This window comes from Pseudoalteromonas prydzensis, from assembly GCF_001661495.1.
Taxonomy (GTDB): domain Bacteria; phylum Pseudomonadota; class Gammaproteobacteria; order Enterobacterales; family Alteromonadaceae; genus Pseudoalteromonas; species Pseudoalteromonas prydzensis.
Genome location: NZ_BDDT01000013.1, coordinates 74,631 through 100,333, shown reverse-complemented (window position 1 = coordinate 100,333; position 25,703 = coordinate 74,631). Strand labels below are relative to the sequence as shown.

Annotated in this window: 25 protein-coding genes; 14 read left to right on the top strand and 11 right to left on the bottom strand. The window is 40.6% G+C overall.

Annotated features, from left to right (window positions below):
• Window positions 1-51 precede the first annotated feature (51 nt).
• The 3 genes from A7968_RS18315 to A7968_RS18305 form a co-directional block, all read right to left on the bottom strand.
• Complete coding sequence (locus tag A7968_RS18315; protein ID WP_064668017.1) at window positions 52-939, bottom strand: LysR family transcriptional regulator; 888 nt, start codon at window positions 937-939, stop codon at window positions 52-54.
• A 119-nt stretch (window positions 940-1,058) separates the two neighbouring features.
• The gene (locus A7968_RS18310; RefSeq protein WP_064668016.1) at window positions 1,059-2,582 is read right to left on the bottom strand and encodes a DUF3369 domain-containing protein; all 1,524 of its coding nucleotides are present in this window, start codon (window positions 2,580-2,582) and stop codon (window positions 1,059-1,061) included.
• 52 nt (window positions 2,583-2,634) lie between these two features.
• Window positions 2,635-3,042, bottom strand: a complete 408-nt coding sequence (locus tag A7968_RS18305; RefSeq protein WP_064668015.1) for a DUF2721 domain-containing protein — start codon at window positions 3,040-3,042, stop codon at window positions 2,635-2,637.
• A 76-nt stretch (window positions 3,043-3,118) separates the two neighbouring features.
• On the opposite strand from A7968_RS18305, the gene A7968_RS18300 reads away from it, so the two are divergent.
• Genes A7968_RS18300 through tsaD form a run of 3 tightly spaced genes read left to right on the top strand, consistent with a single transcriptional unit; the run spans window position 3,119 to window position 5,117 of the window.
• Window positions 3,119-3,472 (top strand): putative signal transducing protein, encoded by a 354-nt coding sequence (locus A7968_RS18300; RefSeq protein WP_064668014.1) that lies wholly within the window; start codon window positions 3,119-3,121, stop codon window positions 3,470-3,472.
• Entirely contained in the window at window positions 3,465-4,055 is a 591-nt protein-coding gene (locus A7968_RS18295) for a YjaG family protein (protein WP_064668013.1), read from the top strand. The genes A7968_RS18300 and A7968_RS18295 overlap by 8 nt, the downstream gene beginning before the upstream one ends.
• Window positions 4,056-4,103: 48 nt before the next feature.
• A complete protein-coding gene (tsaD, locus tag A7968_RS18290) occupies window positions 4,104-5,117 on the top strand; it encodes a tRNA (adenosine(37)-N6)-threonylcarbamoyltransferase complex transferase subunit TsaD (protein WP_064668012.1) in 1,014 nt (337 codons plus the stop codon).
• 3 nt (window positions 5,118-5,120) lie between these two features.
• Here the strand turns inward: tsaD and plsY are convergent, their stop codons facing one another.
• A complete protein-coding gene (gene plsY / locus A7968_RS18285) occupies window positions 5,121-5,726 on the bottom strand; it encodes a glycerol-3-phosphate 1-O-acyltransferase PlsY (protein WP_064668011.1) in 606 nt (201 codons plus the stop codon).
• Between the two features lie 226 nt (window positions 5,727-5,952).
• On the opposite strand from plsY, the gene folB reads away from it, so the two are divergent.
• The 3 genes from folB to A7968_RS18270 are packed head-to-tail and all read left to right on the top strand — an operon-like array spanning window position 5,953 to window position 7,596.
• Window positions 5,953-6,309: a dihydroneopterin aldolase gene (gene folB / locus A7968_RS18280; RefSeq protein ID WP_064668010.1), complete on the top strand. Its 357-nt coding sequence runs from the start codon at window positions 5,953-5,955 to the stop codon at window positions 6,307-6,309.
• A 1-nt stretch (window position 6,310) separates the two neighbouring features.
• Window positions 6,311-6,799 carry a 2-amino-4-hydroxy-6-hydroxymethyldihydropteridine diphosphokinase gene (gene folK, locus A7968_RS18275; protein WP_064668009.1) on the top strand — a complete coding sequence of 163 codons (489 nt, stop codon included), beginning with the start codon at window positions 6,311-6,313 and terminating at the stop codon, window positions 6,797-6,799.
• The gene (locus A7968_RS18270; RefSeq protein WP_064668008.1) at window positions 6,796-7,596 is read left to right on the top strand and encodes an undecaprenyl-diphosphate phosphatase; all 801 of its coding nucleotides are present in this window, start codon (window positions 6,796-6,798) and stop codon (window positions 7,594-7,596) included. Before folK ends, A7968_RS18270 begins: the two co-directional genes overlap by 4 nt.
• 79 nt (window positions 7,597-7,675) lie before the next feature.
• Here A7968_RS18270 and A7968_RS18265 read toward each other — a convergent pair whose 3' ends face one another.
• The gene (locus tag A7968_RS18265) at window positions 7,676-10,576 is read right to left on the bottom strand and encodes a TonB-dependent receptor domain-containing protein (protein ID WP_064668007.1); all 2,901 of its coding nucleotides are present in this window, start codon (window positions 10,574-10,576) and stop codon (window positions 7,676-7,678) included.
• 577 nt (window positions 10,577-11,153) lie between these two features.
• Between A7968_RS18265 and mpl the strand changes: the two genes are divergently transcribed.
• From mpl to trmB, 5 genes are read left to right on the top strand one after another with little or no spacing between them, the layout of a single operon-like run.
• Window positions 11,154-12,506: a UDP-N-acetylmuramate:L-alanyl-gamma-D-glutamyl-meso-diaminopimelate ligase gene (gene mpl / locus A7968_RS18260; protein WP_064668006.1), complete on the top strand. Its 1,353-nt coding sequence runs from the start codon at window positions 11,154-11,156 to the stop codon at window positions 12,504-12,506.
• Window positions 12,507-12,521: 15 nt separating this feature from the next.
• Complete coding sequence (locus tag A7968_RS18255) at window positions 12,522-13,145, top strand: flavin prenyltransferase UbiX (RefSeq protein ID WP_064668005.1); 624 nt, start codon at window positions 12,522-12,524, stop codon at window positions 13,143-13,145.
• On the top strand, window positions 13,142-14,071 hold the full coding sequence (locus tag A7968_RS18250) for an ABC transporter ATP-binding protein (protein WP_064668004.1): 930 nt from the start codon (window positions 13,142-13,144) through the stop codon (window positions 14,069-14,071). Before A7968_RS18255 ends, A7968_RS18250 begins: the two co-directional genes overlap by 4 nt.
• Window positions 14,072-14,839: an ABC transporter permease gene (locus tag A7968_RS18245; protein WP_064668003.1), complete on the top strand. Its 768-nt coding sequence runs from the start codon at window positions 14,072-14,074 to the stop codon at window positions 14,837-14,839.
• The gene (gene trmB / locus A7968_RS18240; protein WP_064668002.1) at window positions 14,839-15,516 is read left to right on the top strand and encodes a tRNA (guanine(46)-N(7))-methyltransferase TrmB; all 678 of its coding nucleotides are present in this window, start codon (window positions 14,839-14,841) and stop codon (window positions 15,514-15,516) included. The genes A7968_RS18245 and trmB overlap by 1 nt, the downstream gene beginning before the upstream one ends.
• Here trmB and A7968_RS18235 read toward each other — a convergent pair.
• Window positions 15,437-17,374: a bifunctional diguanylate cyclase/phosphodiesterase gene (locus A7968_RS18235; RefSeq protein WP_064668001.1), complete on the bottom strand. Its 1,938-nt coding sequence runs from the start codon at window positions 17,372-17,374 to the stop codon at window positions 15,437-15,439. The genes trmB and A7968_RS18235 overlap by 80 nt on opposite strands.
• A 269-nt stretch (window positions 17,375-17,643) precedes the next feature.
• Here A7968_RS18235 and panP point away from each other — a divergent pair, with 269 nt between their 5' ends.
• Entirely contained in the window at window positions 17,644-19,272 is a 1,629-nt protein-coding gene (gene panP, locus A7968_RS18230; protein WP_064668000.1) for a pyridoxal-dependent aspartate 1-decarboxylase PanP, read from the top strand.
• 177 nt (window positions 19,273-19,449) lie between these two features.
• On the opposite strand, the gene A7968_RS18225 is transcribed toward panP, so the two are convergent.
• Window positions 19,450-20,376: a manganese-dependent inorganic pyrophosphatase gene (locus A7968_RS18225; protein ID WP_064667999.1), complete on the bottom strand. Its 927-nt coding sequence runs from the start codon at window positions 20,374-20,376 to the stop codon at window positions 19,450-19,452.
• A 160-nt stretch (window positions 20,377-20,536) separates the two neighbouring features.
• Between A7968_RS18225 and A7968_RS18220 the strand changes: the two genes are divergently transcribed.
• Window positions 20,537-21,064 (top strand): hypothetical protein, encoded by a 528-nt coding sequence (locus A7968_RS18220; protein ID WP_064667998.1) that lies wholly within the window; start codon window positions 20,537-20,539, stop codon window positions 21,062-21,064.
• Complete coding sequence (gene mutM, locus A7968_RS18215) at window positions 21,057-21,866, top strand: bifunctional DNA-formamidopyrimidine glycosylase/DNA-(apurinic or apyrimidinic site) lyase (RefSeq protein ID WP_064667997.1); 810 nt, start codon at window positions 21,057-21,059, stop codon at window positions 21,864-21,866. Before A7968_RS18220 ends, mutM begins: the two co-directional genes overlap by 8 nt.
• 68 nt (window positions 21,867-21,934) lie before the next feature.
• Here mutM and A7968_RS18210 read toward each other — a convergent pair whose 3' ends face one another.
• The 4 genes from A7968_RS18210 to A7968_RS18195 are packed head-to-tail and all read right to left on the bottom strand — an operon-like array spanning window position 21,935 to window position 25,540.
• A complete protein-coding gene (locus A7968_RS18210; protein WP_064667996.1) occupies window positions 21,935-22,435 on the bottom strand; it encodes a DUF3299 domain-containing protein in 501 nt (166 codons plus the stop codon).
• A 10-nt stretch (window positions 22,436-22,445) separates the two neighbouring features.
• Entirely contained in the window at window positions 22,446-23,768 is a 1,323-nt protein-coding gene (locus A7968_RS18205; RefSeq protein WP_064667995.1) for an ABC transporter permease, read from the bottom strand.
• The gene (locus A7968_RS18200) at window positions 23,765-24,454 is read right to left on the bottom strand and encodes an ABC transporter ATP-binding protein (protein ID WP_064667994.1); all 690 of its coding nucleotides are present in this window, start codon (window positions 24,452-24,454) and stop codon (window positions 23,765-23,767) included. The genes A7968_RS18205 and A7968_RS18200 overlap by 4 nt, the downstream gene beginning before the upstream one ends.
• A gap of 12 nt (window positions 24,455-24,466) precedes the next feature.
• Window positions 24,467-25,540 (bottom strand): CDP-glycerol glycerophosphotransferase family protein, encoded by a 1,074-nt coding sequence (locus tag A7968_RS18195; RefSeq protein ID WP_227008857.1) that lies wholly within the window; start codon window positions 25,538-25,540, stop codon window positions 24,467-24,469.
• Window positions 25,541-25,703 lie beyond the last annotated feature (163 nt).

Sequence of the window (25,703 nt, the reverse complement as noted above, 5' to 3'; positions counted from 1 at the left end):
TTTTCAAACCAAGCTAAAAAGTGCTTTCAGCTTGGTTTACCTAAAGCGTATTTAAGAGTTTATTGATAGCGCTGTCTTTTCTATTAGTGACAGTAACTGATTTATTGGCTCACCAGCAGCAACGTGTTGGCTGGTTTGAACGATCAATTGCTCGTGGGCTAAGCTTTTATTGGTCTTTAACTGGAGTAAATTGCTATTTTCGGCAACTGAGCTGGCATGTTCAATACTGCTAATAGCAACATGGTTTGATTTGCATAACCCTTCCATTACTTGCTCAATACTGCCTACTTTAATACTGCTGCTCTTGTTTAAGCTATCGACAGCTTCATTAAGCATAGTTTGAATTTGTTTTGACTGTGAAAAACAACTATACATAGGGTAGTCAGCTAAATCTTGTTTACAGAGATCATGTTTATTAGCAAGAGGGTGGTTTTTTGCAACAAATAAAATCAATTGATCAGGTAAGTGTATGTCATTGCCAAAGCTATTTACGGCTTGTGAACACACGCTAATATCAATTTCACCTAACTGCAGTTTACGCATTAGCTCGCTTTGCTCTTGTAATTGCATTTCAATTTTTACATGAGGGTATTGTGCTAAAAATTGGCCACATGAAATAGGCACAATTGCACTGGCATGATTGGTGTAACCAATCACAAGCTTTTCACTTGAACAGCCATTAAGCGATTGGAATAAACGTTTTTTAGTGTCTTCTAGCTTGGTGAGCGTGTCTTGGGCATATTCTAAAAAAAGCTCGCCTTCCGTTGTTAGTTTTACAGAACGAGTTGAACGTTTGACAAGTTCATAACCAACTTCGTCTTCTAAGGTTTGAATGCTGCGAGTTAATGCTGAGGTGCTGATTTTGGTTGTTTCGGCCGCTTGGCGGAAATGGCGTAGCTGACCCAATGCTACAAACTGCTCTAATTGTTCAAATCTCACTTTTATAGTCCTTTGTATAAGTAAGCCGCACTGTGGCGAACATAATTGATTTTAACTTAATAGATAGTAATTCATTGTACCTAATTTGAAAAGTGCATTTTACACAAATGTTACAACTATCAGTTAGGATAACGCTCTTTTATCTCCAAAAAAAGGACTAAATTGTTAATAAATATATCCACGAGTTTAGGTTCAAACTGTTTGCCACTTTGGCTTTTGATCAAATCCAGTACATCTTCAAGAGGCCATGCTTTTTTGTAGCAACGATCGCTCCCCAATGCATCAAATACATCTGCAAGTGCTGTAATGCGTCCAACAATATGAATGTCTTCGCCAGCAAGTTGATTAGGGTAGCCAGTGCCATCCCACTTTTCATGATGTAGATAGGCAATCATCGAACCACATTTTAAGATTTCGTTATTTGAATTTTTCAAAATGTCGTAACCAATTTCGGCATGGGTTTGCATAATCGCCCACTCGTGTTCATCGAGTTTGCCAGGTTTATTGAGAATGTGATCAGGAATACTTATTTTGCCAATGTCATGCAATGGTGAGGCAAGTTTGATAACTTCACATTCAAAGCTATTTAAACCATATAGCTTGCCCAGCAGTTCACTATAATGGGCTACTCTTTTAACATGAGAACCCGTTTCTTTTGAACGTTTTTCAACGGCTTCGCCGAGAATATACGACAACTCTTTTTGCGATTCTTTCATCATTTCACGTAACTTAAGGTTATCGTAAGCGAGGGCAATATTATTGGCAAAAAACTCTAAAAGTTGGTAGTCCGTTGCTTCTAAAAATGAACCTTTACGGACATAAAGCATGGTTTCAAGACCTGCTTGAGTGGGAAAGTAACCAATATAATCACGAGTCGTTTTTTGTGATGATTTTCGATTATGAGCTTCAACAAATAGTTGCCTAACATCATCAGGAAGTATGTTGGTATTTGACTCAGGTTCCACGCCTGACGCTGCCAGCAACTTAAAATCAGTGGCTGGTGAGGTTTGTTGATTAACCGCCGCAGCACAATAAATTTCAGTGTCATCTAAGCCCATAACATTGGTTACATGAGATAAAATTGTAGATGCAAATTCATGCACGCTATCACATTTTAAAAATGAGCTTGAAGCGTTGATTATTTTTTCTAGGCCTTTTTTGTGGCGCTCAATGATTTGAATATCGCGATGTGCACGCAGTGCTGAGTACAATAAGGTTTTCATTTTTATTGCGGTCAGTTCAGTCTTATTTTTGTAATCGTTAATATCATATTCGCGGATCACAGATTCTTCAGGAGCCTCTCCGGGTTGACCTGTTCGCAGTATAAGGCGGATATCGTGGTTATTAATATCATCGCGAATAAACTTTATCAGTTCTAAACCCGCGTGGCTGGTTTCCATAACAACATCTATTAAACCCACTGAAAAATCTAGGTTTTGGCGTAATAACTCTTTTGCTGCTTGAGCAGAGTAAGCATGATGAAAACGTAACGTTTTACCTTCAAAGGTAAAGCCAGATAACACGAGTTTAGTGACTTGATGAATATCATCTTCATCATCAACAACGAGGATATCCCAGAATGCGTGTGGTGCTTGAGCGTCAGACTCTTCAATGGCATCTTCTGAAAATAAAAAGTCGTTCACATTTACACACCTTTAGTTTTACCATCTTGCTAAAGAGTATAGTGCTTGTTTTTTAGTCTGTCTTACTGCTCAGTGGTTTTTTTTCAATGTTTTTAAGTTCAATTTCAATCGCATCACATGAGATATGTATCTCATACAAAGACGTTAATAAGGACAATGCAAGACACGCTAAACTCACACCAAATAAAATCACCCCGGTGGTTTTAAACTCGATAAATAGCGCAAACATCGAAACCGTACACATTAGAAAAGACGCAACGCCATACACTTGCATGGTTCTTATTAACTTAATGCGCTTTCTTAAATTAGTGATTTGTGCGACAACTAAAGGTCGTATAGTATCGCCTTCGCGGGCATTGAGTTCACGAATTAATTGCGCGAGAACTAAAAAGCGGTTGGTATACGCTAATAACAACAAAGAGATTGCAGGGAATAGCAGTCCAGGAGTTGTGAGGGTCATGATTATTTCCTATATAACAATTACTTTGCTTAGAGTAGCTTAGGGTAATTCATTCACAAAGTAAAAGAGGTTGTTAGTGCAAAATAAAATTCATAACAATGCCGACCAAGCACCATTTGAATGGTTAACAATCTATTGTGCTGCGAATGCTGTAGAAGCAAATATTGTGAAAGGACTCTTTCTTAACAATAATATTGACAGCCAGTTACTTGGTGAATCTTTACAAGGCGCGGTAGGGGAAATCCCTTTAGACCAAACTCAAGTTAGAGTGCAGGTTTTTGCGATTAAAGAGCGCCAGGCGCGGCAAATATTGGTAAACTACACACAAGTACAACAATCCGCTCCTGATTGGGTATGTCCCAATTGTAATGAGCATAATGGGCCGACATTCGATTTTTGTTGGTCCTGTAGGACACCACATAATGACTAAAGCGAATAACTTTCAGCGTATCCGAGAGCTTAACTATTTGCAACAAGCGGTACTTGCAGCGGCATTGATTGAGCGCATGTTACCTAATTACGGTTTATTTAGTGAGGCAACAGGGTTTGGTGACGACGCTATTTTACGCAGTGCACTGAATCTTTGTTGGGAAAAAATATTACTGCCGAAAAGTAAAATAAGCCTTGAAAAGCAAATTGAAAAAATTGAACCAAACGTTCCAGAACTTGCTGATTTCGATATGTTTGGTACGTATCCTGCGATCGATGCTGCCACGGCTTTGTTAGGTTTAATGCACGGTTTAATTGCTAAAGATGAGCAAGAATTTATCAGCATTAGTAAAATATCGCAGGCAACCGTTGCGCGTTTCATTGAATATCAATTAACAGTGGAAGGTGAGTTGGCAGATAATACTGCGGTACGTGAGCACCCATTAATGCAATATGAAATCGACGTTTTAGGTGAACTCATTGATTTTGTTGAGCAGATGGGCAGAGTAACGGCTGAAAATGTTAAAGCGCTCAAACAGCATGCTATCGCTGATGGACAAACAAACATTGGTATTACGCTTTAATTACTTCACTATTTTAAAAAGTGCCAACAGGCATGGGAGAAAACTGCAGTGCGAATTTTAGGCATTGAATCGTCATGTGATGAAACTGGAATTGCAATTTATGATGATGAGCAAGGTTTATTAGCTCATCAATTATACAGTCAAGTAAAAGTGCATGCGGACTATGGTGGCGTAGTGCCTGAGCTTGCATCTCGCGATCATGTACGCAAAACGTTGCCATTGATTGATGCTGCCTTTGTACAGGCTGGTTGCGGACCTGAGGACATCGATGGTATTGCTTACACCGCAGGTCCAGGACTAGTGGGTGCATTATTAGTGGGCACTTCAATTGGTCGCTCACTAGCCTATGGTTGGAATATTCCGGCAGTGGCTGTGCATCATATGGAAGGGCACTTATTGGCCCCAATGCTTGAGGAAAATACCCCAGAATTCCCCTTTATCGCCTTATTAGTTTCAGGTGGTCATACTATGATGGTTAAAGTCGCTGGTATTGGTCAATACCAAGTATTAGGCGAGTCAGTAGATGATGCAGCTGGTGAAGCGTTTGATAAAACAGCTAAGTTACTTGGCTTAGATTACCCTGGAGGGCCGCGTTTGGCTAAGCTTGCAGAGCAAGGTGTGCCTAAGCGTTTTATCTTCCCGCGGCCAATGACAGATAAACCTGGGCTTGATTTTAGTTTTAGTGGCTTAAAAACAGCAGCAGCAATCACTATTCGTGATAATGACGATGACGAGCAAACTAAAGCCGATATAGCCCACGCATTTCAAACAGCAGTGATTGATACCTTAGTGATCAAATGTAAACGTGCTTTAAAACAAACCGGTATTAATCGTTTAGTTATTGCCGGTGGTGTTAGTGCTAATGTACAGCTACGTGCTCAGCTAGAGCGGGTTATGCAAGGTATGAAAGGGCAAGTATATTACCCGCGCACAGAGTTTTGTACAGATAATGGCGCAATGATTGCCTATGCGGGTATGCAGCGCCTAAAGGCTGGACAATTTGCCAGCCTAGATATGAAAACTAAACCACGTTGGCCTATCGATAGTTTAGAAGCAATCTAATTGTTATTTATCTTCAGTTGGCGGCTTTTTTTTGTCGCCAACTTTAGGCTCTTTACCACTAAATAAACGTTTGATATTGGCGTTGTGACGAAAGATTATCAAGATAGTTAAAAAAGTAACAGGCAATGTATATAGCGGTTTGATCCACCAAGTATACAGCGGTGCTAATGAAACAGCGATCAAGGCACCAAGTGACGAATAGCGAGTAATTGCAACCACCACGACCCATGTTGAAATTAATAACCCACCCAGTGATAAACCAATAGGTAACAATGTACCAAAAGCAGTGGCTACAGCTTTACCGCCTTTAAAGTGAAAAAATAGTGGGAACATATGCCCTAAACAGGCGGCGACGCCAACCAGTCCTAACATCAGTGGATCAAGCTGTAAAAAGTATGCGCCCCAAACTGGTATTGTCCCTTTGAGAATATCAAACACTAATACTAAGCACGCAGGAAAAGTACCACCAAGGCGATAAACATTGGTAGCCCCGGGGTTATTTGAGCCATTACTGCGTGGATCGGGTAGTTTAAACAGCCGCGACACTAGAATAGCCGATGAAATCGACCCTAGTAAGTAGGCTAAAACTAACATTAAAACGGCTATCACGCGCTTCCTTATTTTTATATCGCATTTTTTCGGCTATCATTGGCCGCAAAAATTGCATTCATACTTTTTGTAAATGAAATAGCAAGTACATACTGTACCTATACGCTATTGTATGGGGAATTTTTACATAATAAAACACACTTAACGTGTATAAGGGCTATAAATACAAATTATAGCCTAACTCAGCTCAAATTAATGAGATTAAGTTTTGCCAGTTGGAGCAGTTATGGATAAGGTTTTTATATCGCAACTACATGTTGACACTATCATAGGCGTGTACGATTTTGAAAAGGAAACTAAGCAGAGTTTGTATTTTGATATCGAAATGCTGTGTGATATTAAGCCAGCAGCAAAAACTGATGATATTGCTTTAGCACTTGATTACGCAAAAGTAAGTGAGCGTGTTATTGCTCACACTACAGCAAAACCAGTTGAGTTATTAGAGACTTTAGCGGAGCAACTCGCAGCAATTATTTTGACTGAGTTTACGACGACACAAGTGACCATCCGAATAAGTAAACCCGCAGCTGTTACGCAAGCAAACACCGTTGGTGTTGAAATAACTCGACGCAAGGCTTGTTAAGATGGCGCAAATTTACATTAGCCTTGGCTCCAATGTTAATAAAGAATATTATCTTCGCCAAGCGCTAATCGCCCTTAAAGCTCATCTTATAGAGTTCGAACATTCCAGTGTATTTGAAAGTGAAGCTGTAGGTTTTGCTGGTAATAACTTTTATAACTCAGTAGTGGGGGCGCAAACACAGATACCACTTACTGAGCTTTGTCAGTTATTAAAACAGATCGAACGTGATAATGGTCGCACCGATAACGACAAAAAATTTAGCCCCCGTACACTAGATCTCGATTTATTATTTTATGACGATGTGATCTGCGACACACCTGCGCAGTTGCCCCGTGATGAAATAACCAAAAATGCTTTTGTACTACAACCATTAGCTGAAATAGCCCCCGATTTTTATCATCCTACAGCCAAGCAAACAATCGCTCAGTTGTGGAATGCTTACAACAACCCCAAGCAAAAACTATGGAAGGTGGAGTTTACTAACCCATGAGTATTATCGAAATTATCGTTTTAGCCCTGATCCAAGGATTGACTGAGTTTTTACCAATATCTAGCTCAGCGCACCTTATTCTCCCTTCACAAATTCTCGGTTGGCAAGATCAAGGCCTTGCCTTTGATGTCGCTGTGCATGTTGGTACCTTGATTGCGGTGGTGATTTATTTCCGCAAAGAAGTCGTTGAAATACTCGGCGCGTGGTTTAAGTCATTTGGTGCACAAGGTGCTACAGACGATAGTAAGCTTGGCTGGTGGATTATTTTAGGGACTATTCCAGCTGCAGTTCTAGGGCTAATTTTTAAAGATTTGATTGAGCTTTACTTACGCAGTGCATGGGTAATCGCCGTAACAACGATTCTTTTTGGCCTTCTGCTTTGGTATGCCGACGTAAAAGGTAAACAAACTAAAACTATCTATCAATTAAACTGGAAATCAGCGTTGATGATTGGCATGGCACAGGCGATGGCAATGATCCCTGGTACATCGCGCTCTGGGATCACCATGACGGCAGGTTTAATGCTTGGCATGAATAAGCAAAGCGCTGCACGTTTTTCATTTTTACTGGCTATACCTGTCATTTCAATGATGGGTCTTTATTACACGATAGAGCTGGCATTAGGTGATCATATTGTTGATTGGACTACGTTAATTTTAGGTGCTGGGTTATCTTTTATCTCGGCTTATGCATGTATCTTCTTCTTCTTAAAAATAATTGAGCGGATGGGCATGATGCCATTTGTTATTTACCGGTTATTATTAGGCGTTGGTTTAATTGTATTTTTGATGCTCTAGTAGTGAGTTTAAACAGATAAATAAAAACGCCTTAACTCAAAGAGCTAAGGCGTTTTTTATTAGTGACGCTGGGCGCAAATTAGAAAGTATATTTAGCACCTAGAGATAAGCGACGGCCTTTCACATCAAAAAATTCACCATCGTCGTAAGTGAATGGGTTACGTGGTGGCTCACGGTCTAAGATGTTGTTAACACCAACACGCAGTTGTAATTCATCCATCAGGTAAGTTTTGTACATGAAATCAAATGTCGTGTATGACGGGATATTGTTGTAGTTGTTATCTTCAACAGTCCAGTCATTATCATTTACTGTGGCATGACGGTAATTCATCGTTAGTACATAAGCAGAGTCATCTTGAGAGTAAACAGCATTAAAACGACCTTTCCAACGAGGAGATGCAATTTCGCCTACATCATTACGGAAGTCTTCTTCTCGGCCTGTTGAATTGCTGTTATCATCAATTAGATAAGTTGCGGTTAGCTTAAGTGCTAAATTGCCAGAGAACATATCTGTACTGTATGCAGATTCAACATCGATCCCTTTTTTGTTTATAACAGCCGCATTTATTGGGCGATCATAGAAGTTATCTATTTCTCCAGTATCAGTGTTACGTACGACGTTACTACAGAATGGATTATCAAGTGATGATGATTCATAACATAGTTCAACATTGTCACGGCCAAAGTATTCAATAGCGCCTTCTACTTCAAATGACCAGTAATCAACAGTTAAATCTAAATTTTCAATAAATTCAGGTGTGTAGATGAAACCGATGGTGTAATCATTTGAGGTTTCATTTTCCAGATCTTGATTACCTTGAATGTAGCCAGGCAAGCTACCTGCTGACAACCACTCTTCAGATGGCATCCAGCCTTCAGGCAGGCCAGCTGCTTGGCAGTTTTTGATCACGTTATCTTTGTATTTGCTTCCTGACTCGGCAATTGAGTCTGCTCTACATACATCAGCTCGGCCTGAGCTAAATGTTTTCGAGTTTGGTGTAAATAAGTCACCAATGTTTGGCGCGCGGACTGACTTAGAGCGGTTCAATCGAACACGTAGCTCATCTGTTACACCCCAGTTAAGTGCTAATTTCCATGCGTTATCTTCACCCGTTACTGAATAATCCATGTAACGAAAAGCGGTCTCAAGGGTTAAATCTGTAGCAAGAAATGCATCTTCAAGTAGCGGGATAGAAATTTCAGCGGATAGCTCATCAACTTCAATTTCTCCATCCATAGGTAAGCTTGAGTTACCAAAAATCAGACCTTGTTCCATATTTTTTGATGGTTCAGTAGTCGCAGACTCTCTTCTGTGCTCAGCAGTAAATGCAGCAGCAACATAACCTGCTGGTAGCTCAAATAATGAGCCATCAACAGTGAGTGCAAATACAACTTGGTCATGTTTTGCAAAACGAGTTGCTGTTGTGCCAATATAATTTAGTTGCTCTTGCGTTGCTGATGTAGCGCCCATAGTATTAAACGGTGTACAGCCTGTAATAGCACCAATAACTTCGCCACTTTCGTTACGTTTAGCACACACTACGTTACCTTGATACTCAACAGCATCAATCGCGTTTGCTAAGTTTTGGGTAAGTACTTCACCGGTCCAAAGTGTATTTTGTTCAATACGACCAAATTGAGCGTAAGTCGAGTAGCCCCAATTATCAGTTAAGACACCTTCAGCACCGATAGAGGTACGGAATACTTCACGCTCTTGATTATAAGCGCGATCTCCCCACAGATTCTCGTTCGCTTGGCGTAGTGAAACGGATTGTAAACTATTGTCATCCATTAATTTCGCCATATCGTCTTTCATAAAGGCGTTGTCACGATTAATTGTATGGACAAAAAACGACGGTGAGCTTTCAGTGGTGGAGTCGGTATTAGAGTAAGTGAAATCAAACGTCAGAGTGTGCTCATCATTCAATTCATATGTACCGTAAGCTGAGGCAATAATGCGTTCTAGCGGCGTTTGAAAATACTCTTTGTAGCCATGGCCGAATACCCCATCGCCCTGGTTTTGATTGTCTTGAAAATAACTTGTCGCATCACGACCTACACCTGGGTTAGGGATGCGACCTAAACCATAATCAAATGGTCTTGTATTGCCGTTAGCATCAAAGGTGTAGTGGTGGTTATTATAACCGTTATCAGCAAATGCATCTTTAGTGAAGAAGTCACCACCTTCAGAATAATAGGCAAGTCCCGTTGGTTGGCCTAGAACAACACGAGATGGAATACCATCAGTACCACTTCTGTTCGCAGGGTTAGCGTATGAGTTAACTGGATTGCGATAAAAGTCACGGCTTAATTTACCGTAGCTTTTATTTTCGGTGTAGTTAAATGAGGCAATAAAAGAAAGCTTATCACCTTCCATACCACCGGTAATCGAGAAGTTATTTTGCTCGCCACCACTTTGCTCTGGACGGACTGTTGATACATCCAGCTCAATGCCATCCATTGATTTTTTGGTGATTATGTTAACAACACCAGCGACTGCATCAGCGCCGTATACTGCTGCGGCACCACCAGTGGCGATTTCAATACGCTCGATCATGGTCGTTGGGATGTTATTTAAATCAACGGCAGTATCACCTATTGAACCTGGAACAAAACGACGGCCATTTACAAGTACCAATGTTCGCTCTGAACCTAACCCACGTAGATCTGTAGTATTTAGCCCTGATGCATAAATTGAATTTGTTGTTGTCTCTGGTGAAAGGCCAACGGTCGCCTGCGGCATCTCTGCAAGCAGGTCATTTACGTTTGTGATACCTTGATTTTCCATCTCAACGCCGCTGATCACTGTCACAGGTGTAGGTGAAGTAAGGTTAAATCGTTTTATTTTTGAACCTGTTACTTGGATACGTTCTACTGGTTTTACGTCTTCAGTTGTATTTGCAAAGGCAACTGAGCTGCCTGCAGCTGTAATGATGGCTACTTGGATGCCAGCAGCAATGAGATTTAATTTTTTCAACATAACACCTTTAATTTCGACAACTTTAACGATAGAAAAATTTGTTTAAAGTTGATTGCACGAATATCCAGTTACAGTTTTGGCGTTAATTATTTACCAGCAATGTAACCAAATGTAATTTAGCGGTATGTTTTATCACAGCAAATAAATCGCGTCTTGTACCTGTTAAATGTATCACTTGTTGCGAAAAGGTTTTTTATGTTTTCTTTTGGTTTATTTATGGGTACTTGGTTGTTTTTGTTTAAAAACTTTTGTATTCAAAGCTTTACAGTACCATCTTTTTAATAGGCGGGATTGATTGGTGTTTGTTCCTATTAACTAAACTTTAATTTTAAATATACAAAATAGCCTGTTTATGAATCTAAGATGTTAATTTTGTTTGTTTTTTGGTGTTCGTTTTTTGCTCGGTTGAATCTGTTTAAGGAACTTTTCTGAAGATGCAGTTAAGAGAGGTGTTTTTTGATAATACCCATCGGTAGATGGCGATGGTAACTGAACGCTATTTTTGGCATTATAGCTGCCTTATTTATTATCTATTTTTTAGTGCTGCATAGGCGATTTTTGGCGGCAAAGGAATAATATGCATATTCATATTCTTGGTATCTGTGGCACTTTTATGGGCGGTATTGCAGCGATAGCAAAATCGTTAGGTCATACTGTAACTGGTTCAGATCTAAACGTGTATCCGCCAATGAGTACTCAACTCGAACAGTTAGGGATTAAATTAACCCAAGGCTATGATGTCTCTCAGTTAGAACCCGCGCCAGATATGGTGGTGATTGGCAATGCGATGAGCCGTGGCAATCCGTGCGTTGAATATGTATTGGACAAAGGCCTGCCTTATACATCAGGTCCTGAGTGGTTAAAGCATAATTTGCTGCAAAATTCTTGGGTGCTGGCGGTTGCCGGAACACACGGTAAAACCACGACTGCGAGTATGCTGGCATGGATTTTAGAATACGCGGGGCTAAAGCCTGGCTTTTTAATTGGTGGTATCGTACAAAATTTTGGTCTGTCAGCTCGAGTTGGCGAAACGCCATTTTTTGTTATTGAGGCGGATGAATACGATACTGCATTTTTTGATAAGCGCAGTAAATTTGTTCATTACTTACCCCGTACCTTAATTTTAAATAATCTTGAATTTGATCATGCGGATATTTTTGACGATTTAAACGCAATTAAAAAACAATTTCATCATTTGATGCGTACACTACCGAGCAGTGGCAAGGTTATTTGGCCAACTAGCGAATCAGCATTGAGTGAGGTTATTGAGCAAGGGTGTTGGAGCGAAAGCGAAACGCTTGGTGGTGATTGGCGCTACGACTTACATAAAAGTGATGGCAGCGAATTTACAGTGTTACTTAATGAAATACCTGTTGGTACTGTGAAATGGCAAGCCATTGGTGAGCACAATGTTAAAAATGCGATTATGGCGATTGCTGCGGCGCGCCATGTGGGTATTGCTATAGAGCACAGTATTGCGGCATTAGCTGAGTTTATTAGCCCAAAAAGACGTATGGAGCTTAAAGCAAGCATCGCTAATATCAATGTCTATGACGACTTTGCTCATCATCCAACGGCTATTAAAACAACCCTTGCAGGGCTTCGCGCGAAAGTGGGCGATGAACAAATTATTGCGATTTTAGAGCCACGTTCGAACACCATGAAAATGGGTGTGCATCAACATACATTATTAGCGTCTTTAGTTGCTGCTAATCAGGTTTATTTATTTGAACCTGATAACCTAAGTTGGTCATTGCATGAACAAGCCGAACTCGCTGGTATGCAGTGCTTGACCAATACTGATAAGATAATCGAACAGGTAGTTGCAAACGCCCAGCCGCAGCAGCATATACTCATTATGAGTAACGGCGGCTTTAATGGCCTTCATGATAAGTTAATCACAGCTTTACAGCATAAATTTACTCAGTAATAAACCGGAGCGACTGTGCAATATAAAGAAACTATTACGCTTGCCTTTAGTGGTGCGTCAGGCGCGCCATATGGCTTACGATTACTTGAAGTATTACTTGCGCAGCACTTTCGTGTGTATGTATTGATCTCCAGTGCCGCTCGGGTGGTGTTAGATACTGAATCCAATATCAAGCTTTCAGGCAATGAAGATAAAGCGACTGAGCAACTCAGTGCGCTTTTTAATGCGGCTGACGGCCAACTTCAGGTGTTTGGCAAAGACAATTGGTTCAGCCCAGTGGCATCGGGCTCCGCCGCGCCGAAAAAAATGATTGTGTGTCCTTGTAGTGCAGGCTCTGTTTCTGCTATTGCGGTGGGCGCATCGGATAATTTATTAGAGCGTGCAGCAGATGTGGTCATCAAAGAGCGTGGCCAACTAATTTTAGTGCCACGAGAAACCCCGTTCAGTGAAATTCACCTTGAAAACATGCTTAAGTTAGCAAAATTAGGCGTAACCATTATGCCAGCTGCGCCAGGGTTTTATCATCAACCGCAAACCATTAATGATTTAGTGGATTTTATGGTTGCACGAATTTTGGATCATTTAAACATTGAACATAATCTCACTAAGCGCTGGGGTTATGGGGAAGGTAAAAAGTGAGTAAAAGTACAATTGCATTAGATATTAAAGGCCTGAAAAAGGTTTATAAGAATGGCGTTGAGGCCGTAAAGAATATTGATCTGCAAGTACAGCAAGGCGATTTTTTTGCGTTACTTGGGCCAAATGGTGCGGGTAAATCAACCACCATCGGGGTTATTTCGTCACTGGTAAATAAGACCGCAGGTCACGTTGAAGTGTTTGGTCATAATATAGACACCGACTTAGAGGCTGCAAAATCAGAGCTAGGTTTAGTACCACAAGAGTTTAATTTCAGCCAGTTTGAAACGTTAACTCAGATACTGGTTAATCAAGCTGGTTACTATGGTGTGCCCCGTAAAATAGCCCATCAGCGTGCTGATAAATATTTAGCGCAGTTAGGTTTGTTGGAAAAGAAAGATAAACAAGCACGTACTCTGTCTGGTGGAATGAAGCGTCGTTTAATGATTGCCCGCGCGTTAATGCATGAACCAAAGCTACTTATTTTAGATGAACCAACTGCTGGGGTTGATATTGAACTGCGTCGTTCAATGTGGGATTTTTTAAGGCAAATTAATGAGCAAGGTGTGACAATTATTCTCACCACCCATTACTTAGAAGAAGCAGAATTACTGTGTAAAAATATCGCCATTATAGATTCCGGTATTATTGTTGAAAACACCACCATTAAGGCTTTATTGGCTAAATTAGATAAAGAAACCTTTATTCTTGATTTAAAACAGCCAGTACAACCTGTAACGCTTGGTGGTTATAAGTTTACGATGGCAGATGATCATACCATTGAAGTTGAAGTCGCAAAGTCGCAAGGCTTAAATGCAGTATTTTCAGCATTAACAGAGCAAGGCAATACCGTGCTCAGTATGCGTAATAAAGCAAACCGATTAGAAGAGTTGTTTGTTGGTTTATTAGAACAAGGGCGGGGCAAGTAGATGTTTAAATATGGCGTAGCCTTAAAAAGTTTATGGATCAAAGAATGCATTCGCTTTTTGCGTATTTGGATACAAACGTTAGTACCACCGGCAATCACCATGAGTTTGTATTTTGTGATTTTTGGTAACTTAATAGGCTCTCGAATTGGTGATATGGGCGGCTTTAGTTATATGGAATTCATTGTACCTGGCCTGATTATGATGTCGGTGATCACTAACTCTTATTCCAATGTTGCATCCAGTTTTTATTCAACCAAGTTTCAAAAAAGCATCGAAGAATTGCTAGTCGCGCCAGTACCAAATTACATAATCGTACTTGGTTACATGGGGGGCGGTATGACACGAGGTATGTTGGTAGGGTTAATTGTTACCTGCGTATCTTTGTTGTTTGTTGATATTCAAATTCACAATATTTTTGTGATCATCGCAACGGTTATTTTAACTTCTGCGGTATTTGCATTAGGTGGTTTGATCAATGCAATCTATGCGAACAGCTTTGATGATATAAGTATAATTCCGACCTTTGTATTAACACCGCTGACTTACTTAGGCGGCGTATTTTACTCAATCACCTTATTACCAGAATTCTGGCAGGGGGTATCGCAGGTTAATCCTATTATTTATATGGTGAATGCGTTTAGGTATGGTTTCTTAGGTGTGTCGGATGTTGATTTAACAGTCGCATTTGGTGTGCTGTTATTATTTATTACAGCCTTATTTACGTTAGCTTTAACACTAATTAAAAAAGGCGTGGGGTTAAGACACTAATGAGTGATGCAAATTCACGTAGTATTGTATCGAATCAACCAGGCTTGCATGAAAAGCTCGATGAGATAGTCACTAAGCATTTAACTGCCGAGTTTAAAAAGCCGATTGCAGCACATACGCAAGCGGCGTTTGATGAAGTGAATGCAAAGGTACAGGCATTTGCTGGGCCAGTTATTTTAGATTCATGCTGTGGTGTGGGTGAGAGCACAGCTAACCTAGCAAAGCGCCACCCTGATGCGCTGGTTATTGGTATTGATAAGTCATCACATCGCTTAGATAAGCACGATATTGAATATAAACAAACTGACTCAGGCCAGTATATTTTAGTGCAAGCGGATCTCAATGATTTTTGGCGTTTAGCAGTGGCTGCCAATTGGCAGCCGACGCATCATTATTTGTTGTATCCAAATCCTTGGCCTAAAGCGAAGCATCTTCAACGTCGTTGGCATGGTGCGGCTATCTTCCCATATATAGTAAAACTTGGTGGTCGTTTAGAAGTGCGTAGTAACTGGGATATCTATGTTAAAGAATTTGCTCAAGCACTCCATTTGGCTGGACACCATTGTGAGGTTGAGCAATACGAAAGTGATATTGCCATTACTCCGTTCGAACGTAAATATTGGGCGAGTGGTCAACAGAGTCACCGGCTAGTGATCCCACTGGAATCGCGTTCTTAACGATTTGATTTACTTGTGGCGCTGCAGCACTAAAGTGATTACCTTGCATCAGCGTCACATTCGCTTTACGTAGCGCATTTACGATGGGACGGCTTTCCACATTCTCTGCTATTAGTTGTAAATTAAGTTGTTTTGCGAAACTGGCAATGTGTTCAATATATAAATAAATATCTTGGTCGTTGATGACTTGACGAATTAAAGTGCCATCAAGTTTAATACCATCTACTTCTAACTTCAGTACATTAGATATATTTGAATAACCTGTACCAAAATCATCAATGACCACGCGCACCCCCCGATTTTTTACCATAGAGATAAACGCTTTTACTTCAGAAAAGTTAGCAATGGCTTCGGTTTCTAAAAGTTCTAACGTGATATTACTTGGTAGGGGATAACGTTTAAGTTCGTCTTCCAAAAATTCAGTGAGGCTTGGATCAAGCATATCTTGAGCGGTAATATTTATGCTCCAACAGATACTGGTTTTTCTAAAGCGGGCAAAGCATTGGGTGAGCATAGTTCGGGTTAGCATACCATCCATTCTAGAGCGATTCACTATGTCTAAAAAAGAGTCTGGTTTAAGAATTTCACCATGGCAGGTAATCATCCGAGCTAAACATTCATACTGAATAATGGTGTTAGTTTCACTGTCATAGATAGCTTGAAAGTAAGGAACAATTCTATTATTTTCAAATGCTTCACGTACTTCTTTAGCCATGGCCACATTGTATTGATATTGATTTTTTACATCATGTAGGGCACTTGAGTAATTAACGACAGTATGGCGGCCTTGTTTCGCTTGCAAAGCCGCAATATGTGCGTTTTCAAGTAACATAGATTTATTGCCGCTGGCAATACCTGCGCACAAAGTGACGTAAATAAAGGGATCAGTCAGTAATGGCGTACTGTAATTATAGGCTTGGATCACATCGTTAAAGCTCATGTCATCGTCTTTGAAAGGGGCTATCAGCACTATTTTATTGGTTGCTAAGCGAAATATCTGACTTGTAGCAGGGCGATTCTTTTTAAAGTGCTGCAACAGGCTTTTCATCACCCGATCACTTACTTCAGTACCATAAAAACTACTGATATCTTCTAATTCATTTACCCAAATAACAACCAGCTGCATATGATGATTAGGAGACTTTTTAATATAGTATTCCAGCGCAATATGATTGGCGAAACCACTGCTGGTATCGGTAGAAATTGCACGCTTTAATAAATACACATAAATGCCTGCAACTAGCAGAGCAATAAAAAAGAAAAACACCGCCATGGCTGCCGCTTTTGAGACACTTTCAGCTAACCGTTGATTGAGGTCGTATATAGTAATATCAGCGCCTGTTAAATAGGTTACACCGTTAGCGTCAACAAAGGGCACAAAAATTGTTTTAAAATGACCCCATTGATCTTTTGAAATTTCAAATACCGGCTCGGTTGAGTAAAACGCACCTATATTGGCCGCAGTGGCTTCGGGGTATAAATCGAGGAATTGAGTAACTTTGCCACTGTTTTGATCGTTTTGCGTGTAACTTGACGCGCTGAAATACACATTACCGTCTTTTAAGACCATGGCATAAACGTAAGCGATGTTTAAGGCATTGGCAAATTCTGATAATTGACGGCTTTTATGCTGATATTCGGAGGGGGATATACGAAGGCCTGCATTAATTTTTTGATGGTAGTCATCTCCTAGCATATGTTTCACGCTTAATGCAGCATCAAGTAAGCGAGTATCAACGCTTCGCATAATATCGTTACGGGTGCTGTTATAGGTGTGATAGATGTAGCCTAATAAGCTGATAAAAAACAGCATGAAACCAGCGATTATCCAATTCGTCCGTAAATTTGTATTTATCATGCTCATCCTTTATTGATTATCCCTTGTATTATACAAAAAAAGCACGCATCGCCTATAAAAATATAGTTAGCTTGAAGTGACAAATATTAATCAATTTATCATCAATCTGTCATGCAATTGACTGCTTTTATGGCTTAATGCGAGACATTTCTGCTGTATTGCAGTAAAGTTGACGCATTTCGTAGAATCATTGTAGTTGACGTTATTGGTAATTAAGCCCCTTACGTAGGCGCTTTAGCTAAATAAAACTACATTTATTGGGTATAAAGATGGATCAAAAGCGTTGTGCCGTCGCCTCTAAAGAAACTCTGATGCGTATATTTACAGTGCCTGAAGCACCAGACTCAACTTTGAGTAAAATCGAACTTGAGATCTCGAGCAACTTAGCAGGTTTTTTGAATGAGAACATCGCGGCGATTGAAAAGCCATTGCATGAAATTGAAAAAGATTTTCAATCTGCAGTGATCCCAGAAGATCCGACCTTTGTTTCAGCCTATGCGCAAGACATTATGGAGCAACTGGTTGCTCATTCTGTGCATACTGCTGCGCCAAGCTTTATTGGTCATATGACGTCAGCATTACCGCATTTTGTATTACCACTTTCCAAGTTGATGGTTGGCCTTAATCAAAACTTAGTTAAGATTGAAACCTCCAAAGCATTTACGCCACTTGAACGCCAAGTGCTGGGCATGATGCATCATTTAGCCTATGGCCAAGATGATGCTTTTTATAGTAAATGGATGCACAGTGCAAAAACTTCATTAGGTGCTTTTTGTTCTGGTGGTACCGTTGCGAATATTACCGCATTGTGGATTGCCCGTAACCGTTTGCTCAAAGCGGACGGTGAGTTTAAAGGGATTGGTTCACAAGGTTTGGTCAGTGCAATGCTGCACTATGGTTATAAAGGCTTAGCTGTATTGATTTCAGAGCGGGGCCATTACTCGTTAGGAAAGTCAGCCGATTTATTAGGAATTGGCCGTGATAATTTTATTGCTATAAAAACAGCCGATAACAATAAAGTTGATGTTGACGCTATGCGTGCTAAAGCTCATGAGCTTGAAGCGCAAGGTATTAAGGTGATGGCGATTGTTGGTGTGGCGGGAACGACTGAAACCGGCAATATAGACCCGCTTGATGAAATGGCAGATTTAAGCCAAGAGCTTAATTGTCATTTTCATGTCGATGCTGCGTGGGGAGGAGCTACGTTACTTTCTGATACTTATCGTCCTTTACTCAAAGGTATAGAGCGAGCAGACTCAATCACCATTGATGCACATAAGCAAATGTATGTGCCGATGGGAGCAGGGTTGGTGTTATTTAAAGACCCCGCAGCTACAGATGCCATTGAGCATCATGCTGAGTATATATTACGTAAAGGCTCAAAAGATTTAGGTAGTCACACCCTTGAAGGTAGCCGCCCGGGTATGGCAATGTTAGTGCATGCTTGCTTACGTGTTATTGGCCGTAAAGGCTATGAAATACTGATAGATAAAGGGATTGAAAAAGCACGCTACTTTGCTGATTTAGTGAAGGCTGATGATGATTTTGAATTGATCTCAGAGCCAGAGTTATGCTTGCTTACCTACCGCTATGTGCCAAAGCAAATTAAACAAAAAATAGCGCAAGCAGATGAACAAACCCGTTTGGATATTTTTGCCTCACTAAACCGTTTTACTGCGAGCATGCAAAAACGTCAACGTGAAGCTGGTCGTTCATTTGTATCGCGTACGCGATTGACACCCGCTCAGTACGATCATCAACCTACCGTGGTCTTTAGAGTAGTACTTGCCAATCCACTTACTTCTGAACACATTCTTCAAGAAATACTGGCAGAGCAAAAAGCGCTGGCGAAAACAGATCCTGTGTTTAAAAAGTTTTTATCTAAGTACATGGATTAATAAACTAGCATAATTGGTATATACCCAAACTGCATCTTGAGGTGGCTTGGGTAAATTACCAAGCTAATAGCGCGTATCGGATCAAAAGCGATGTGGGATGGGGACTTCTTCACGTTGATGGTGTTAGTCGAGTCCAATACCGTGATAAAGAACTCGACTAATGATCACTAAGCAGACTTACAGTTTTGCAAACGCATCTTGTAGTGGTGGTACTACTTGCTTTTTACGGCTCAGTACACCGTCTAGCCATACTTTACCGTCTTTTGGTGTTTCACCATAAGCTTGCTCTACAATGTGTGCATCGTCAGAGACAATTAACATTTGTGAGCCTTCTTTCATAATGTCGGTAAGTAATAAGAACACAGAGTGGCGTCCGCCTTCTTCTTTAAGCTTGGCAATATCAGCTTCAAGATCTGCTTTAATATCATCAAATACTGCAAGGTCGATAACTTCTAATTGGCCGATGCCTACAAGTTTACCGTTCATATTGAAGTCTTTAAAATCACGCATTACTAAATCACGCGCAGGGGTGTCTTCAACCGCAGATTTAACGCGGAACATATCCATACCTAATTCTTTAAAGTCTTCAACACCAGCAATTTCAGCAAGCGCTTCTACACATTTAATATCAGCAGTGGTACAGGTTGGAGATTTGAAAATAACCGTGTCACTTAAAATAGCGCACATCATGATGCCAGCAATGTCTTTTGGAATTTCAACATTGTAAAAATCATACATCATTTTGATGATAGTGTTTGAGCAACCCACTGGGCGGATCCAACACTCAAGAGGTGTAGAGCTGGTTAAGTCCCCTAGTTTATGGTGATCAACTACACCGACTACGCGTGCTTGGTCGATATCATCAGGTGCTTGGGTTTTTTCTGTGTGGTCAACGATGTATACGTCTTCACCGGCGTAGCTCAATTTAAGCTCAGGTGCTTCAAAGCCAAACTTATCAAGAATAAATTGTGTCTCCGGTGAAACTTCACCAAGACGGGTTGGAATTGCTGGCTCTTCAATTTGGTTTTTCAAATAAGCCAGTGCAATTGCACCACAAATAGAATCTGAATCTGGGATTTTATGACCCACTACATACATTGACATGACGGAACTCCTTAAATTTTGCCGTATATTAGCAAAGTAATCTAACTTTGGCACATTACCACTGGTGAATTTTAGTAATATTGCATAACAAATTTCGGCTGCCATTTTTACATATTTTTAGTTACACTTTAACTAATTGAATCTTTTAGGAAGAACTTACATGCAGTTAGGCCGCAAGGGCTGGAACAATGTTGTTATTTTTTCCATGCTGTTAATGATTTTCTTTTTTAATGGATTACACACTAAGCTAAACAGTGGAGCAGAGCAACCTAGCGTACAAACGGTGTTACCTGCGCAAAGTTTTATTTTAGCGCTCGAGTTTCCTGATCAAAAAATAGAGCGCATTGGTACGTCTTGGCGCGCGACAGCATTAGTAAAAAATGCGCCAGTAAGTTTATGGCAAACAACAACCGTTAATCTTGTTGCATTGGTCAATGAGTGGCAAAGCATGCAGCTATCGGTCGCAGAGAAGCAGCAAGCATTTCATAATACCCCGGCGCTAACTGTTGCCACTGTATGGCTTGCAGGCGAGCAACTGCCTTGGCTGTATCAATTATACCGCGCACCACAGGGTTACTATTTATTAGATAAAAGTAATCAACGGGTATTATTGCTTGATCAGCAGACTGCGCAGCGGTTATTTCCAAGTTTTAATTTTTCACACAAAGAGCCCAAATCGAATGCCTGAATTACCAGAGGTTGAAGTTAGCCGAATGGGGATCACCCCACATATTTTGCAGCAAAGTGTCACTAAGGTGAATATTCATAATCCGAATATGCGCTGGCCGGTACCAGATGATGTTTATCAAATTACTAACTTAGTTGTATTAGATGTGCAGCGCAGAGCTAAATATTTACTGCTGAAGTTTGAGTTAGGGAGTGTCATTTTACATTTGGGTATGTCGGGTAATTTACGGGTTGTTGATAAAGACGAAGCATTAAAAAAGCATGATCATATCGAATTTATATTTTCCAACGGAAAAGCACTGAGACTGAATGATCCACGCCGTTTTGGGTGTTGTTTATGGCAAGCTCCTGGGGAGTGTCATAGCTTATTGAGTAAGTTGGGCCCAGAACCACTTACTGAAGAGTTTACTGCTAAGCGGGTATATGAGCAGTCGCGGAATAAAAAGGTGCCGGTTAAACAATTTATTATGGATAACGCTGTGGTGGTTGGGGTGGGTAATATTTACGCCAATGAATCACTTTTTAAAGCGGGTATTCACCCAAAGCGCGAAGCCGGTAAAGTATCACTGGCGCGTTATCAGCAATTAGTGCCTATTATTAAAGATACACTCGCTGCAGCTATCACCCAAGGTGGTACAACGCTTAAAGATTTTGCACAAAGTGATGGTAAGCCAGGCTACTTTGCTCAACAACTTTTAGTCTACGGTCGTAAGGGCGAGCCGTGTATGGTGTGTAAAAAAATATTAACTGAAATTCGTTTAGGACAACGCAGTACGGTATTTTGTAGTCAGTGTCAGAAATAATCTAAAGCGTGTTGCATTTGTGAGCTGGTATTTATAGCACAGTGAACAACACGCTCGAGGTATCTGAGTTACAGTTCAAACGGTGCGACGCCAACGGCTGTCATTTTATAACCCACTTGGGCTATCTCGCCACTCCAGGTTTCTGTGCTAATAATACCGGTCACTACGATAGCATCGTATAGGCTTTCAATTGGTACGCCGCCTTTAATTGTCACGTGAACAATTTGATTTGGTGGCGGTGGCGGCACATGGATACAAGCACCAAAGTATGGCACCAGTAAAAACTCAGTGATCACTTCGCTGTCACCCTCAAGTGGTACAACAAACCCCGGTAAACTGACTGATTGGCCATTTAGCTCTTTTACAACGGGGGCATCTAAATCTGGTTGCACCCAATTTTGTTCTGTCCCTTCATGGCTGGCTTGATCTTGGGTGTCTATTTGCACATGCCCTTGAGGAATTAAATCTTCCCAAAAAATCTCTTTAGGTTGGTTGGCAAAGCTGCTAAAGCTGGAAAAAAAACTAAAAATAACTAAGTAAACGACAGTGAGTTTTTGCAAATACTGCATGGTGTTCCTCTTAAATTTTAATGCTCATGCCATCAGACAGTGAGTAAAAATAGGCACGGGTAGCTGGTATCAAACCAACGATAAAACCAGCCGCCATAATAGCGCCGATCAGCATGAGTTCATAGCCCGATAGCATAGCAATAGTGATTGTGATCCCAGCATGGCTTTGCAAGTAACCTGCTGCGAGAGACATGAGTAAATAAAATAACCCGCAACCAACTAGGCAACCCCAAAATGTTGTGAGTAATGATTCAATGCTGATCAAGGCGAACAGGTGCCAAGGTCTTGCACCGACTGAGCGTAAAATAGCTAATTCGCGACGACGCTGATTGAGGCTCGCTAATAAAGTAGTGAGCATGCCAAGTAGACTGACCAGTACCACCACCATAGAAAACAGCAGTAAGATTTTTTCCACAATAGTGAGCATTTCCCATAATTCACGTAACGTAACACCGGGCATAATGGCGAGTAATGCTTCATCTTTAAACTGATTAATGTTGCGACGTACTTGCAGAGTATACAGTGGAGAATCAAAACCAATTAAAAACGCGGTGATCTGTTTTGGTTCGCCAATTAAGTCATCATGCTGTTCATGTTCATGTTCATGTTCATGTTCATGTTCATGTTCATGTTCATGTTCATGTTCATGTTCATGTTCATGTTCATGTTCATGTTCATGTTCATGGCTGGTGTGGTTAGTATTGTGGATTTGTTCAATGGCAGCTAAAGGAATATGTAAGGTTTTATCAACAGGGGTGCCAGTGGCATTTAAAATACCGACAACAGTAAAAGGGTTATCATCATGATGATGAAAACTGGTATTACCCATACCATGGGAAATAACAATACTATCGCCAAGTGAATAGCCTAAGTTCTCTGCAACTTGAGCGCCTAGCACTACCTCATTTAAATGGCGGAAAGGCTGGCCTTGGCTAAAACTAAGGGATTGTTTTTTAGCAAACTTATAATGTTGGAAGTAGTCAACGGAAGTGCCCAGAACTGCTTGGCCTTTGTGGCTATCGCCCAGTGATAATGGGATGGTCCATTTGACGCCGCGTTGCTGTTTTATGTATTGATAGCTTTGCCAACTTACGCCGTTATTAGCGTGGCCAATACGGAACACCGAGGAGAGCAATAACTGTATATCGCCAGTGCGGGCGCCGACAATGAGATCAGTGCCAGAAATGGTATTACTAAAACTGCTTTTAGCATCAACTCGCACACGTTCAATACTCAATAGCAGCATGACGCTGATAGCAATAGTGAATAGGGTCAATAGTGCACTTGCTCGGCGGTTATAAAGGCTACTTATGGCAAGCTTTATTAAGATCATGAAAGCTGCTCCTGTAACGCGATTAAATCAATGTTACGGTTAAACAAGGGTTGTAAGCTCTCATCGTGACTGACAAAAATGAGGGTACTGTTAGCAGCTTTAGCTTGTTCGAATAATAATTTAATAAATGCTTGGCGATTACCGGTATCAAGTGCAGAGGTTGGCTCATCGGCAATGATAAGCTCAGGGCTACCAATAAAAGCTCGCGCGGCTGCGACACGTTGTTGTTGCCCGATACTTAAATTAGCGACATTTTGCAGGTGGAATTGCTCGCTTAAGCCAAGTGCATTTAATAACCGTGCAGCTTCTTGATTGAGAGTCATACTATTTACAAGGGCTTTTTTTTGTCGCTGTTTTGAAAATTGACAGCCTAATGTCACGTTTTCAAGCGGTGATAAATAAGGCAACAGGTTAAAGTTTTGAAAAATATACCCAATATGATCAGCACGAAAGGCATCACGCTTACTATTGCTCAGTTTGCTTAGCTCACAGCCAAAAATACTCAAACAACCTGATGTTGGCCGGTTAATCCCTGCAAGCAGTGATAGTAACGTAGATTTACCACAGCCGCTGGGACCATGTAAAAAAACATGTTCACCTTTTGCAATCTCAAGCGCTGCAATGGCGAGGGTTGGGTTACTTTGTTGTTTTTGCCATTTAAAAACCAGATCTGTGAGGGTAATCATTGCGGCCTATTTCTACCAGTGCCAATAATTTAATTTTTTACGCATCTTTAAGTTACGAATGAAATTAAGTGGTTTGGCTTTAAGTTTTGGATTGGTCAATATTAATTCATTGGTGGCAGCAAGTACACGTTGACTCGATAAGCCGTCTTGGTAGGGATGCAGCTGTTGGCAAAAAGCCTCAATTTCAGTCATTAATGATTGTGGGTGCGTCAGCGCGTAATCAATCGCCGTTTCGAGTTTATCTGGATCTGTAATATCAATTAAGTGTTTGCCAGGGTCCTGATTGCAAAAAGTGACTACAGGTCTTCGTTGTAAAATAAACATCAATAAAATTGAGGACGTATCGCAGAGCATTACATCTGCCGCTTGCAATAGAGGCAGCACATTATCGGTTTCTATAAAAGTAAGGTTGTTGTTTTCAAGAGCTTTATATTTCGTAACTAGTTGCTCGGGCATTTTAGGATGGAATTGCATTAAAATACGCCATTTACCTTGCTCACTGAAATATTTAATTTTTTCGTAAAGTTTCGGAGCTAAAGAGAGGCGTTTTGAAAATGTAGAGCAAATTAATAGTGTTTTACGTGAGTCATTTTCATCAATATATGGACTTTCAAATTCAGGAGCAAAAAAAGGATCAAGTGTTGGCCAGCCGGTTTCGATCACTTTAAAAAAGCTGTGCTTTTGCTCCAATTGCTGGAATGGGCCCGTTGTATTCGGCCCTTGAGTGCAGTATAAATCGAAACAGCCACGTATTTTGAAGTGATCATTTTGGCCTTTACTGTTTAGCTTTCCTGCATCAAAACCATGAAAAACAGCAACTTTTAACCCTGGAATAAAGGTAGGAATAATATTAGCAGGAGCGAAAACAGCGTCAGGCTGCCACTGTTTTATTTCGGCTATCGATGTGAGAGCTCGTTCGTCAGGCGCTAAAAAATCAGGAGTTACATTATTACCTTCTAAAAACCAACGGACTTGGCCACCTAGGTTTAAAATTTCACGTTGAAGTGGTCGTAATATCGCATAAGAATAGTTTTGCGAAATATACATTAAATATTTTTTTTGCTTTGTCGCTGCTAAATAATCCAAATTTACCTCCTAACACGGCATGAGTATTATAGCGGTTTATTATCTTAAACAGCAAAATTACATCAGCCTTATTGTTGAGTTTACATTTTAAGGTCCCTACTTCTAGTAAACAGTAATTGCGATTTTTGCTGCTTGGCGCAGTGCTTTAATTGTGATTTCCTTC